General features: G+C 25.0%; 16 protein-coding genes and 1 tRNA gene. 4 read left to right on the forward strand and 13 right to left on the reverse strand.

The window, feature by feature from the left end; translation table 4 throughout:
* Positions 1-32 precede the first annotated feature (32 nt).
* Positions 33-437 (forward strand): hypothetical protein, encoded by a 405-nt coding sequence (locus tag SDAV_RS09760; RefSeq protein WP_114565426.1) that lies wholly within the window; start codon positions 33-35, stop codon positions 435-437.
* Between the two features lie 527 nt (positions 438-964).
* Here SDAV_RS09760 and SDAV_RS13645 read toward each other — a convergent pair.
* The 10 genes from SDAV_RS13645 to SDAV_RS09810 form a co-directional block, all read right to left on the reverse strand.
* Positions 965-1237: a hypothetical protein gene (locus SDAV_RS13645; protein WP_245938399.1), complete on the reverse strand. Its 273-nt coding sequence runs from the start codon at positions 1235-1237 to the stop codon at positions 965-967.
* A gap of 440 nt (positions 1238-1677) precedes the next feature.
* On the reverse strand, positions 1678-2082 hold the full coding sequence (locus SDAV_RS13650) for a hypothetical protein (protein ID WP_114565426.1): 405 nt from the start codon (positions 2080-2082) through the stop codon (positions 1678-1680).
* Positions 2083-2138: 56 nt separating this feature from the next.
* Complete coding sequence (gene proS, locus SDAV_RS09775) at positions 2139-3563, reverse strand: proline--tRNA ligase (RefSeq protein ID WP_114565428.1); 1425 nt, start codon at positions 3561-3563, stop codon at positions 2139-2141.
* A gap of 3 nt (positions 3564-3566) precedes the next feature.
* Positions 3567-4253, reverse strand: a complete 687-nt coding sequence (locus SDAV_RS09780; protein ID WP_114565429.1) for an acetyltransferase — start codon at positions 4251-4253, stop codon at positions 3567-3569.
* 58 nt (positions 4254-4311) lie between these two features.
* Entirely contained in the window at positions 4312-5850 is a 1539-nt protein-coding gene (cls, locus tag SDAV_RS09785) for a cardiolipin synthase (RefSeq protein ID WP_114565430.1), read from the reverse strand.
* A 115-nt stretch (positions 5851-5965) separates the two neighbouring features.
* Positions 5966-6056 (reverse strand) — tRNA-Ser (locus SDAV_RS09790).
* A gap of 192 nt (positions 6057-6248) precedes the next feature.
* Positions 6249-6473, reverse strand: coding sequence for a hypothetical protein (locus SDAV_RS09795; RefSeq protein WP_114565431.1), 225 nt, complete (start codon positions 6471-6473; stop codon positions 6249-6251).
* A 13-nt stretch (positions 6474-6486) separates the two neighbouring features.
* The gene (locus SDAV_RS09800; RefSeq protein ID WP_114565432.1) at positions 6487-7335 is read right to left on the reverse strand and encodes a hypothetical protein; all 849 of its coding nucleotides are present in this window, start codon (positions 7333-7335) and stop codon (positions 6487-6489) included.
* A gap of 29 nt (positions 7336-7364) precedes the next feature.
* On the reverse strand, positions 7365-7850 hold the full coding sequence (locus SDAV_RS09805; protein WP_151202529.1) for a hypothetical protein: 486 nt from the start codon (positions 7848-7850) through the stop codon (positions 7365-7367).
* Between the two features lie 239 nt (positions 7851-8089).
* Positions 8090-8965, reverse strand: coding sequence for a hypothetical protein (locus SDAV_RS09810; protein ID WP_114565434.1), 876 nt, complete (start codon positions 8963-8965; stop codon positions 8090-8092).
* A gap of 578 nt (positions 8966-9543) precedes the next feature.
* Here SDAV_RS09810 and SDAV_RS09815 point away from each other — a divergent pair.
* The 3 genes from SDAV_RS09815 (at position 9544) to SDAV_RS14175 (ending at position 10540) form a co-directional block, all read left to right on the forward strand.
* Positions 9544-9804 carry a hypothetical protein gene (locus SDAV_RS09815; RefSeq protein ID WP_114565435.1) on the forward strand — a complete coding sequence of 87 codons (261 nt, stop codon included), beginning with the start codon at positions 9544-9546 and terminating at the stop codon, positions 9802-9804.
* Between the two features lie 233 nt (positions 9805-10037).
* The gene (locus SDAV_RS09820) at positions 10038-10262 is read left to right on the forward strand and encodes a hypothetical protein (RefSeq protein ID WP_114565436.1); all 225 of its coding nucleotides are present in this window, start codon (positions 10038-10040) and stop codon (positions 10260-10262) included.
* 155 nt (positions 10263-10417) lie between these two features.
* Positions 10418-10540: a hypothetical protein gene (locus SDAV_RS14175; protein ID WP_281268801.1), complete on the forward strand. Its 123-nt coding sequence runs from the start codon at positions 10418-10420 to the stop codon at positions 10538-10540.
* Between the two features lie 28 nt (positions 10541-10568).
* Here the strand turns inward: SDAV_RS14175 and SDAV_RS09825 are convergent, their stop codons facing one another.
* From SDAV_RS09825 to SDAV_RS09835, 3 genes are read right to left on the reverse strand one after another with little or no spacing between them, the layout of a single operon-like run.
* Entirely contained in the window at positions 10569-11624 is a 1056-nt protein-coding gene (locus SDAV_RS09825) for a hypothetical protein (protein WP_114565437.1), read from the reverse strand.
* A 5-nt stretch (positions 11625-11629) separates the two neighbouring features.
* On the reverse strand, positions 11630-12661 hold the full coding sequence (locus tag SDAV_RS09830) for a hypothetical protein (protein ID WP_151202531.1): 1032 nt from the start codon (positions 12659-12661) through the stop codon (positions 11630-11632).
* A gap of 36 nt (positions 12662-12697) precedes the next feature.
* Positions 12698-13780, reverse strand: coding sequence for a hypothetical protein (locus tag SDAV_RS09835; RefSeq protein ID WP_114565439.1), 1083 nt, complete (start codon positions 13778-13780; stop codon positions 12698-12700).

Below are 13780 nucleotides of genomic sequence, written 5' to 3' on the forward strand. Positions count from 1 at the left end.
TGATAAATTTCAATTGTAAAGGAGGTTTTTATTTGTTTAATCAAAATTTTATTGAAGAGCCATTAGCAGTTTATAATTCTTTTCAGTTTGCTTCTAATAATAAAATTAATTTAGCATTAGATTTAACAATTCCTTTATTTGCTTTTAATAATGGTGATAATAGTAAAGCCTATGCTTTTTATATTCGTCATAATATTGGCAATTTAAAACCATGGTTTACTCCAACTGGTGAATTAACAACAGCATATAAAAATGACCACGAACCAAACACCAAATTTCTTGATGTTTTAAAAAAACGTTTTTTTCAATTTAATTTTAATTTTTCAATGTTAAAAGTATATTGAAATATTAATAATAAAAAACAATGTCAAATCACAACGGAATTACAATCAACCGCTAGTTCAACAATTTTAAAAATATCACAAACAAAAGTGTAATAATCAAAATGAGGAAAAGTTATTATTCCAGTCCAGTGTTTTGATATGAATAAAACAAATAAAATTAGTTTAGTTATTAATGCACCTAATCTTCGGGACAATGATTTAGTAACAAAAAATTCTTATCAAGAATTTTATTTAAATTTTAATTATAAGAAAGACTTTCTTAAACAAACAAAAAAATTATTCGGAATCCTTCAATATAAAAATTACGATGAAAAACAAAAAAATTTAAAACTTTTTATGATATTTTTGCTAATTATTTTCAATTAATTCCACCAAAAATAAATGGAATAAAAATAACTAGTTTATTTGGATTACGTGGTTTAAGTGTTTTCAATTCTTTAGATATGATCGATTTTCCAATTGATTTTCATACTAAAATAGCAAAATTATGAACATTTTTTAATAATTAGCATCTTTTAATTTCAACAACAACGATGATAATTAGTAAACAAACAAAATACAATTTTAAGATTTTACAAGGTTATTTAAAATATAATTCAGTACAGAAGGTTTATGAACATTTATTTTATTTTAGGAATAATTGGTTTAAAAATAAAATTTTGAACAAGATTAAAATTAAATCGTTCTATTGTTGTAATAAAATTTATTTCGCTTTGTGCAAGAAAGGGATTAACAAGAAAATTATTATTTGCTTCAATTTCAATTTGGTTTTTGTTTTGATTATAAACTGTATTTTCATCAAAAAAATGTTCATAAACCTTCTGTACTGAATTATATTTTAAATAACCTTGTAAAATCTTAAAATTGTATTTTGTTTGTTTACTAATTATCATCGTTGTTGTTGAAATTAAAAGATGCTAATTATTAAAAAATGTTCATAATTTTGCTATTTTAGTATGAAAATCAATTGGAAAATCGATCATATCTAAAGAATTGAAAACACTTAAACCACGTAATCCAAATAAACTAGTTATTTTTATTCCATTTATTTTTGGTGGAATTAATTGAAAATAATTAGCAAAAATATCATAAAAAGTTTTAAATTTTTTTGTTTTTCATCGTAATTTTTATATTGAAGGATTCCGAATAATTTTTTTGTTTGTTTAAGAAAGTCTTTCTTATAATTAAAATTTAAATAAAATTCTTGATAAGAATTTTTTGTTACTAAATCATTGTCCCGAAGATTAGGTGCATTAATAACTAAACTAATTTTATTTGTTTTATTCATATCAAAACACTGGACTGGAATAATAACTTTTCCTCATTTTGATTATTACACTTTTGTTTGTGATATTTTTAAAATTGTTGAACTAGCGGTTGATTGTAATTCCGTTGTGATTTGACATTGTTTTTTATTATTAATATTTCAATATACTTTTAACATTGAAAAATTAAAATTAAATTGAAAAAAACGTTTTTTTAAAACATCAAGAAATTTGGTGTTTGGTTCGTGGTCATTTTTATATGCTGTTGTTAATTCACCAGTTGGAGTAAACCATGGTTTTAAATTGCCAATATTATGACGAATATAAAAAGCATAGGCTTTACTATTATCACCATTATTAAAAGCAAATAAAGGAATTGTTAAATCTAATGCTAAATTAATTTTATTATTAGAAGCAAACTGAAAAGAATTATAAACTGCTAATGGCTCTTCAATAAAATTTTGATTAAACAAATAAAAACCTCCTTTACAATTGAAATTTATCAAAAATAAAAGAGATTTCCTTGTTATTAATAAGCTCGCGCAAAATAAACTAAATTAGTTGCTGGTTGTCCGCAATGAAAACAAGTTGTTTTTTTTGTTGGAACATCAAATGGAATACAACGTGATGTTGTTTGTGTTTCAGCTTTAATTGTATCTTCGCACTCAATGCGACAACAAAACGGCACTAAAAATAAACCATTTATTTTTGCTAAAGTTTTTTTATACTCTGAATAATTATCGATTTTTTTTGTCCGTTGATGACGATTATCCAAAGCTCTTTGGTATAAATTTGTTGCAATTTGATCTAATAAATCAGAAACTACTTTTTCAACTTCTGTTCAGGAAACAGTAATTTTTTCAAAAGTATCACGCCGAGCAATTGTAACTTGTTGCTGTGCTAAATCACGAGCTCCAATTTCAATTCGCAATGGAATTCCCTTAATTTCCGCATTAGCTGCACGAAACCCAAAACCTTTGTCTGATTGATCAATTTCACAACGATATTTGTGTAATTTTTTTTGTAGTTGCTCAACTGCAAATAATTGCTCATCATTATCATTATTAATTGGTAAAATCATAATTTGAATTGGCGCAATTTGTGGTGGTAATACTAGTCCATTATCATCACTATGTGTCATAATAAGCCCTCCTATCAAACGCGTTGAAACCCCTCACGATGTTGAGTAAGCATATTCTAAAGTATTTTTTTGATTTGAAAATTTAATATCAAATGCTTTAGAAAAATTTTGACCAAAATAATGACTAGTCCCACATTGTAAAGCTTGACCATCATACATTAATGATTCGATCGTATAAGTTTCTTCTGCTCCAGCAAATTTTTCACGTTCTGTTTTTTGCCCTTTAATCACAGGTAATAATAAAGTTTTTTCTGCAAAAGTAGCATAAATATCTAAAATTTTTAAAGTAAATTGCTGTGCTTCTTGTTTTGAGCTATGAATTGTATGCCCCTCTTGTCATAAAAATTCACTTGTACGTAAAAACGGACGGGTCGTTTTTTCTCAACGTAAAACATTAACTCATTGATTATATAACAGTGGTAAATCATGATAACCTTGGATTTCTTTACTAAAAAAGGTTCCAAAAAGAACTTCTGATGTTGGTCGAATGTATAATTCTTCATCTAAGACTTTATCTCCAACTTTTGTTACTGTTGCAATTTCTGGTGAAAACCCTTCAATATGTTCTTTTTCTTTATTAAAAAGAGTTTTTGAAATTAGTAAAGGAAAATAAACATTTTTTACACCATTTTTTTTAAATTCAGCATCTAAAATTTTTTGAATATTTTCTCAAATTGCATATCCATAAGGTTTAAAAATAGTTGTTCCCCTGACTGTTCCATAGGCAATTAAATCAGCATTTAAAACAATATCAGTATATCATTGCGCAAAATCAACTTCACGCAGAGTAATTTTCTCTAACTTTCTCTTCATTCTTTACTTCTTTCTACCTTCTGTTAACACATTAGAAACATTTCCTTTTTCACCTTGAAAAATTTTAAGTTTTAAATTATTACTTTTAACATAAATTTGAATTCGATTTAAATACTGATTATTTTTCATTAATATTCAGCGAATTGCTGTTGGTTTCACATCTTCAAAAACTTTTACACGACGGGTTACATAATCATATTCTCAATCTTTTTTTGTTAAATGAAATAAATTTTGAATATCAATTGCAATTACAGCAATTTGACTTGGATCAACTTTTTGCTCTGCAATTCAACTTCAAAAATAATGTCGGGTTGAATTATCTAATTCAAACTCTAAATGATCAGGTTTTTCTAAATATGTTCAAACAATATATTCACTTTCTTTTGCCAAATGAATATTTTTAACTGGCTGTATCCCAAATTCCAATTGCCGTAAAACATTACTAATATCAGTATAAAATAATAATGACTTAATTCGCTGGCGATTTAATTCTTTAATAATTTTGTGCGTTTTACGCCGTTTAAAACTAAAACCAGTTTTAATTTTACTATTATCATCTTCATCTTCAAACAAACTACTTTCTAAATTATCTGATGATGACAATGATTTTTCTTGTAATAAGTTATGCTTTTTTTCTGTTTGATGTTCCTTTTCTTTGTCATCTTTATTTTTTAATTTATTAAATAGCATTATACCCCTCCTTCACATATTAATTATACAAAAAATTATTCTTGATATTAGCATTAACTTATAAAATTGGTGCGACTAATTTTAAACATGTTAACAATAGTCGATAACTCAAGGGTTTATATTTAATTGGTCATTCCTGTCATAAAATTGAATGTTCATAATCTCATTCTCAACGAGGAATAAAGCTTGCGACTACCTCTGGATCATAAATAACTGCTGTTGTTTGATGGTCAGAAAAGAAACTACGGTAATCTAAATTACAAGTCCCAATCACAGCAATATCATCATCAAAAATAGCAATTTTATTATGACTAAAAGTATTATTCATTTCATAAATTTTAACACCATTAGCAAATAAAGGTTTACAGTAACTTTTTGTTATATCTAAAACAAAAATTTTATCAGTCAAACCTGGAATTGTTAAACGAACATCAACTCCAGCACGTGCTGCAAGAATTAAAGCTTGAATAAGATCATCTGGTGGAATAAAATAAGGGGTTGATAATCAAACTCGTTTACTAGCTTTGTTAATTAATGAAATATATATGTCTTTGGTAATGGAATGATCAATGCTAGGACTATGATTAACAATTTGTAAATGTGATTTACCCTTCATATTGTATTGTTTTGGTGCTAAAATGGCTGGTTCTAAATCTGTGATTATTTCATGACGTTTAGTTGCAAAAAATCAGTCATCAGCAAAAATTACTTCCAAACCTCGAACCGCTTCACCTTCAATTCGTACTTGTGTATCATGAAAAATTCCAAACTTTCATGATTTATCAGCATATAAATCGGCTAAATTAATTCCACCTGTATAACCAATTAAACCATCAATAATAACATCTTTACGATGATTACGATAATTGGCATTCCCACTAATAAAAGGTGTAATAATTGGTAAATATTTATGAACTCGAACACCAGCTTTAATTAATTTTTTAATACTTTTTTTACTAATTTTAAAGTAACTACCAACATGGTCATAAATCATATAAACCCGAACACCAGTTGCAATTCGCTCTTTTAAAACTGCTAAAAAAGATTCAAATAGTTCACCATCAGCAACAATAAAATAAGTTAATAAAATATATTGTTGTGCTTGTTGTAAATCTGTTAATAATGATTTAAAAACACGGGTCCCATTTGTAATTATTTTAATTTTATTATTTTGGTATAGTGGCTTATTCGCATGCCGCATTAATAATTCAACAACATTCCCAAATTTTTGATTAGGAGCAGTATATTTTATTAAACATGTCTTATTTTTTTTACAATAAGTATCATATTCTAATTTATTTAAATAATTGTACAATAATGATTTTTTATTTGAATAATGGTATTTTCGACCAAAAAAAACATATGAACATAGACCAATAAATGGCACAAAATTAATAAAAATAATTCAAGAAAATTTAACTTCATAACGTCGTTTGGAAAAAAAGAAAAAGAATGAAAAAATTAAATCAATAATAACAATTCCTAAAAAAATATATAAGAATTTAACATTGAAAATAATAAAGACAACAAGTAACCCCATAATCGCCATACCAAATAAAAAAATCATTGATAAAATAATTTTTAATCAATTTTTCATTATGCTTCCCCTTTATTGCACAATATTACTACTTTTATTATACCAATAATTTAAAAAGAGTTATAAAAATTATTTATAACTCTTTATTGCTTTTTTTCGTTAAATGTAAATTAAATGGCGGAACAGGAGAGACTCGAACTCTCGCGCCGGTTACCCGACCTAACACCTTAGCAGGGTGCCCTCTTCACCAACTTGAGTACTGTTCCGTGGTGATACCCTATATATTATACAAAAAATATCATTTTAAACAAGAGAAAAAGATTATTTTTTTTGTAGAAACCATATACATTTAAGACCAGTTCTATCGCTAGATTAAGTATACCGCTTTTTTATTAATTTTCAAATAAATTAAATCTAAAAAACGACAAAGTACATTCAAATGCATTAATAGCATCCAATTAATTTCAGCCAGGACGTTCGTCTCTAATATTCGTTTTTTCGTAATTAAGACATTTATATAATTCATCATATAGGTAACCATATTTTTTTGTAACTATATCTTCACCATTAATATTTTTAGTAACAGTTAAATTTTTTGAAAAATATATTCTTCCAGAAGATAACAATCGTTTTATCGTAAAATTTCGATCAACTATTTTTCATCCTTTTTCACCCGTAACCAAAATCCAACTAATACTATTTTCAAGACTTTTTTCATCTCAATATATGATTAATAATTAATTTTTCTCGAACAAAATCGCCTACTGTTCGTGCATCATGCCCAATTCTATATTTTAAATCTTCTTTTAATTTATGGTATTTTAAAGATCAATCATTAACTTTATTTGCCATACTAGAAACCTTTTTAGTCATATATTTAAATTCAGTAGTTGAAATTGATTGTTCTTCTAAAATATAAATTTCAGTTAGAACATCATTTTTGTTTATTTCTACCCCAACTAAAATTTGTACAGCATCGTCTTTTCCTTGAATACTATCTGCATAATCAGACCCAGAAGCTATAAAACTAAATCAATATTTATTAATATCTTTTCATCAAAATTCAGTTGGATCAAAAAACTTTGCTCTTTCTATTAGTTCTTTTCGATAACTATATTTTTCCAAAGCAAATTGACGTTCTTTTCCTAAAAATAAATAATCATATTTTTGTAGATTATTTTCCTTTAATCAGTTACCTAAATCAAACGTACGTTTATTTAAGTTTTTATCATTAACTTTTGTAGTACCTCGAATAAAGGTTATACCTATTCCATTCATATAATTTGGATCATTATAACAAGAAATATAATTGTCTTCTAATTCTTTTTCAATTTCTTCAGTAAGCGGAAAAATCGATTGTACAAATGTTTGATAAATTATATGATCAGCATCATGATTATTAAATCCAAATAATACAATTTGTTCTTTTCTTAAATTTAATTCAATTTCATCATCTTTATAACAAAGCTCTGGAATAATTTCTTTTGATGTTTTAATATTTTGCCCCCGGAAAATTTGAATTATCATATTAAATAAACGATACATATATTATTCAGTATCTAAGATAACTGTATCTAAAGGTATGACTTTATCAAGTCCAAAAAACCATACTCCCCTACTGGCGCATATTGCCCTTCTCATTTAGAACCATTATCAAATCCAACAATTTTAATAATTCTACCATTGGGTCATTTGTATTCAAATCGATTGTCGTTATTGGTTACCTTAATTATTTTTTCTTTGATAGCTTCTTTAATTGTGACTCCAAACTTTTCTAAGTCATTAATAACCCTGGTTATTTTTTTATCAAAGTTGTCTCGTGCTGAATTATATTGGTACCGTGCTAAGATGAAATTCCAATCTGTAAAATTGCAAGTAAAGAATAATGCTAATAAACAAAATAAATATGATTTTCCAAATTTTTTAGCTCCAGTTAAAATTTTAAATACTGCGGTTCAAGAAAATGGTTTACAAAATTTTTTAATAAAAGCTTTTGCTAAAATATCAATATTAAAATTACAATTATTTTCTGATCAATTCAAATCTATAGAGTACTCCATTATAATTCCTCCCGTCAGTAATTGATGCACTATTTTTTACTATTTGTCAAGAAAATTCGGGAGAGCAAACAAAACAAAAAAAGACACCCCTTGACTCCCATTCTAAAATAATGGAGACCTCTACAATTATGCAAATATTCATTAATTCATATATTATTTATTTTCCACTATTTAAATGGGAGTCAAGGGGTGTCTTTTTTCGTTTGGTTTTTCAAGCCCTCCGGCATATAAAAAAACGCTTATAATATAAGCGTTTTAATTCCCTTTTCTTTTAAAACCTTAGTTGGTCAAATATTACCATTATATAATTTAGTAATTAAACCAGTTTCATCAATAAGTTCAAATTGTCATAAGCCATACTCGTTTAAAGAACTAACTAACAATTCTTTAATAATTTCAGGGTTTTCTAATTTAAAATTCCCACTATTTACAAGCTCATCGTTATAACTATTAAAATTTAATTCTCTTATACCATAATCATTTCATAATTTTTCTTTGTCTTTATCATCATTAGTAATTCTTCGAACAAAATATTTTGAATATTCTCCATTAGCTAATGACTGATCAGCAGGTAACGTTGATGATAATGCACTCGTTTCTAAAGATTTATTTAATTCCGGGAAAGAAAAATTATTATTTTCTAATTTACATATTAAATTCCGGGAAATTATATTTTTATTAAAAACAAAATTATCTTCAGTAAAATATCCATAATTTGATTTTAATTTTACTTTTATATCTGTATAGTAAACTCAATCTTGAGGTTGATCAGGTGCATTAGTAACTTCAAAATACCAAGGTAATAAAATTTTATAATCATCATTGTCGCCCTTATTAACTGAATAATTTGATTTTAAAGTTTCTGACAACATTGCTAGAGCATTCTCAATTCTAGTTACCATATCTGGATTTTCTTGGACCAATTTAGGATTAGTTTTTTTTCAAATAATTCACAAATTAGTAACTACTGAATATCTGTCTTGACTTTCAAAATACTTACATAAAAGATAAATATTTTTATCTACTACTTCTTCTACTCAAACATTAGTTTCTTTTTCTACCATTTTTATTGCGTATTCAAATTCACGATCTTTTCAATACGAATAAGTCATCATATTTTTTATAACATCAAATGCTTTAGTAGACTTTGTAACAGATGAAGGTGTAATTCTAAGATTAATAATTTTTCTTTTGTAATTGCCATTTTTATAAACCTCTCTTTTTTTATTCTTGTTCGATTAACAAGTCAGCATAAACTCTTTTTAAAGCGGAAAACTTAAACCGGAAATACGCTTTTTTAACAAAAGATTAAACCATTACCTTTATTTTACACTATTATTTTACCAATACAATACTTTTTATAAAAAATTAAAGTTAATATATTTCATTGCTAATATACCCCTTAAAACACGTAATAAAGGTATTTACAAACAAATATATTTTTATATAATTTAACTAAAAGAAAGGGTAAATTATTATGAATTTAGAAAAAAAGATAAATTATTTTCTATTGTATCTTATTTAATTAATAATCATAAAAAATTAATTAACCAGTAAAATTACAAAAGATTTTATATTTTTTATATTTAGATTATTTAAAACAATATGATGAAAAATTATTTGAAGATGAATTTGAAGCATGAGTATATGGACCAGTATTAAGAAGAGTTTATTATCATTACTCATAAAATATGTGGGAGTAAATTTTGATGAGTATGAAAATTTTAATGAAAATAAATATACTTGTACTAAAATAATCCCCCTAGAAGATAAAAAAATAATAAAATTTATAGATGATAAAATAGAAAAATATAAAAATAAAAATACCTTTGTTTTAATTGGGGAGGCTCATAATACTGAACCTTGAATTAATGCAAGAAAAGGATTAGATAAACATGAAACATCAAGAGAAAAAATAAATTTTTTAGATATGAAAAAATTTGTTAAAAATTAAAGTAATAATTGATAAAAGTTTATTTAAAGAAAAATGTATAAAGAGATAAAAAAACCTTATTATTCTTACTTGAAATAATTATATATTAATATATAATATCATTTATTAATATATAATATAAAGGAAGAATGATGTGGGGTCATTCTCTTTTTTATTTAACTAAGTTAATAATAACATATTATCTCATATAGTATATGTTATAATTTAACTAATAGAAAAGAAGGTTAATTGGAATGAAAAGATTATTAAGTATAATAGGTGCAATTAGTTTAATAGGAGTACAATATAACGAAGATGAATTACAACAACTAAAACAAGAAAACCAAATATGCACAAATTACAAAGAAATAAAAGAAAACTTAGAATGAATTGCACCACAAGAAAAACCTTTTAATCAAGTTGATAATAAATGATATTATGTTGTATGACGTGGTGAAAAAATGATAAGTGAAGATTAATTAAATTTCAAAATAGTAAAAAAATTGAAAGATTTCACCCAAAAAATCTTGATAAACAAAATGAAATTAATTTAAATTTAAATAATTATTCACAAATTTAATCATTTTCATTTACAAGTTGATATTGATTTGGCTATTAATGCAAAAATTATATTTTGCGTTGAAAAAATGATGATGGTAATTATTTTAAATCAGTTTATCGTTTAAATGGTGATGAACAAAAATTACCTAACTTAATTGCCGATAAAGATGGTAATGTAAAAGTTAATGGAGAATAAAAAAGAGATTTGTATCTCTTTTTTATTTTTATCTTGGTTTAAATGTAATTTTAACATCACTATCACTTTTATTTCTAATCCCTAAAACATTTGGGTTAGAAACATCTATCGTAATATCTTTATCATTACCAAAATAAATCATAAGTAAATTATTACTGCTTAAAAATAATTGAGATAATAATGTTTTTGTAAATCTAATTTTTAATTTTAAATCATTAGTGTAATATGCTTGTAAATATGTTTCTATAATTTTATTATCATCATTATTAGATAATTTTGTTATTTGTAATAAAAATTTTACATTATCACTATTTTTAGTTTTATATATATTTTGATAATTATCACTTGGTAAACCATTAGTATACGCAATAGGTTTAAATGTTTGAATATTATTAGTTATTTTTTTTGTATCTATTGTAAAAGTATTTGGAAAATTAACTTTATCAGTTTGTGAATTACCACTTTGCTGTAAAGTTAAATCCGATAATAAACCAGAAATAAGATTACAACTAGTATTTCCAATAGTTAAATCAACATTTAGATTAGAAATAAAATTTTCTATATTTGGTTGCTTACATTCAACTTGTAAATTACCTAGATTACTTATTTCAATTGTTTTATAAGCATCTTGGAATTTACTAATACTTTGAATTGGTGGGTCAATTTGTTTTAAATCAATTTCTACATCATAATAAACATAATTAAATTCATCAGAAAATAAATTAATATAATTTCCAGAAGAACCTTTTTTACATTGTGCTGGTGCTGTAATTTTAGTTTTTAATGGTAATACTACATCGGAAGGCATAATATTTTTTGTATAAGGTTTATAGTTATATGGTACTGGTGTTAATACATATTGTGGGTAATTAAATGTTGTTATTTCATAGTCATGTGGTAATAAGAAACTAGTTTTATAATTAGTTGTCATATCGCGTAAATAATTATTTAAAACACTTTTTGTTTTACCTCTGAAACTCCATACTGATAAACGTAAGTAATCTTCTTCATTATTTGTATATGGATTATCAGCATAAAAGATAATTTCAAAATTACCATTATATAATGCTTGTATTGAAAACATATCAATTATATATAACTACAATTTGTACCATCAGGTGTTTGTAAGAATTCACAGGCATTATCTTTTTCACTATCATTAACTGGTGTTTGAGCATCAACTGCTTTTGTTTTTTTATTAATTAAATAAACTCTGTTAGTTTTAGGATTTAATTGTTTTAAATTATAAGTTGAATAAGTTATTTGTTCAGTTGTTTTACCATCGTTAGTAAAAACTGTACCTTTTAATTTATCAGTTAATAAAGTTGTAAGCCCTAAACTAGTAGCATTAGCACCAATTAAAGCACCAACTTTATCATTACCTTGTTCTCTAAATATTTCAAAAGGTAAATAACCAGCAGCAGACTTATCACCTCAAAAGGCATCATTATAAAAACTATAAACATTAGCACTCATAAACCCATTAAGTCATGGAAAATTAGGTCATTTATCATCTTGTGTAATTGTTAAATTACCAATTCAGTCCCATGGAATACCAAACGAAACAAAATTTAAAAACTTTCCAATAGAAGGTATAGTAAAAGGATTAAATACTAATTTTTGTGTATAGTTTAATGGTAATGTAGTAATTTGGCGATTAATAAAATTATTCATATTTAAAATATTTCAAATATTACATGAACCCATTTTATTATATTCAATTTGAACTTGACCAATAGTATTACCAAATTCATCTTTTCTTCTAAAATAAGATGATGCTTGGGTACTAATAATATTATTAATAGTTCCACTATTTACTTTTACTTTATTTGGTGGTGTTATTTTTCAACTTTTAGACCAATAAGGTTTAGAATTTGCCCCATCTTCATTAATAGTTGTTCCAACAGTTGAATTAGTAGCTGCTGATGCTGTTTTATCTGTTATTATCATACTTTCATTATTTTTTTCAATTCAAAAATCAGACATTGATTGAATATGTTCTTTTCAATCTTCATAACCAGTAATAATTGTTGGTTGAATCCCTTGAATATTATATCAACTTACTTCTGGTGAAGCATAAGTATTTATTTTATCAGGTGGTGCAGGATACATATTATACATTAATAAATCTCTTGAATTCATTACTTTTTTATTAAATTAACCTTTAATAATTGGTCGCCCAATAACTCGCATATCAAATAAAATAGGATTACCATAAAATTTAACTGTCATTGCTCTAACGCCTGGGTCTTTTAATAAGATATCATCTAATTCAACAATACCTTTATTTAATTTTTCATCATAAGTTATTTTAGGAAAACAATAACCCTCACCTGGAACACTTGTTTGTATAAATTGTCGTACTGATAAACCACTATGACTAATTTTATCATTAATACTTGAAAAAGTAATTTCTTGTCATAAAAAACTACCATCATAAGGTGAATAATAATTAATAACATTTGATGGATATAATCATTGTCTATCTTGGGGTACAGAATTAATATCACCACCACCAATATTTAAACCACGGTCATTAAATACAGTATAAAAATTATAATAATCATTTATATTTAATTTATCTGCATCTTCATCTAAAATTAATAAAGTATATTGTCTTTCAGTTGATTGTTGAGTAAATACTTGTTCAAATTTTGCTTCACCAAATTGAACTGAACTTCTATCATCAATCATATAAGCATCTCAATATTTACCAACTTTAACCTCTTTTGTATAAAAGTTATCAGCTGTATTATCATTATTTATAAAATAACTTAATTTATATTGATTTAAGTATTCTAACATTCTATTAATATCATAAATATTTTCACCATCAATTAATTTTCAATAATCATTTTTATTTTCATCTTGTAATTTTATTGCAAAAGGTGTTTCATTATTAGCTCATATAGTTGAATTAATTGGTTGATTTTTAAAATCATCAATTGTTAAAATATTAATTTCTTCACCTTTATATTTTTGCACTATTTTTAAACTACCTTGTCATTGAGCAATCGTACTTTCCATATTATCAAATATGCGTAAATAAATACCATAATCACTTGGCTTAGCATTATTAGGTTTTCAACCTGTTTCAGTATCAGGAATATATGAACTATAAACATTAAAAGGAAATACCATTCAATGTCTATTATCTCGTATATTTTCTCTGATATCTATTAAAGTATCGTGGGCTTGTCTTCTTAATTTTTCCATAACACCTGGGTTAATTCTACTCAT

It is taken from the genome of Spiroplasma phoeniceum P40, from assembly GCF_003339775.1.
GTDB classification, from domain to species: Bacteria; Bacillota_I; Bacilli_A; order Mycoplasmatales; family Mycoplasmataceae; genus Spiroplasma; species Spiroplasma phoeniceum.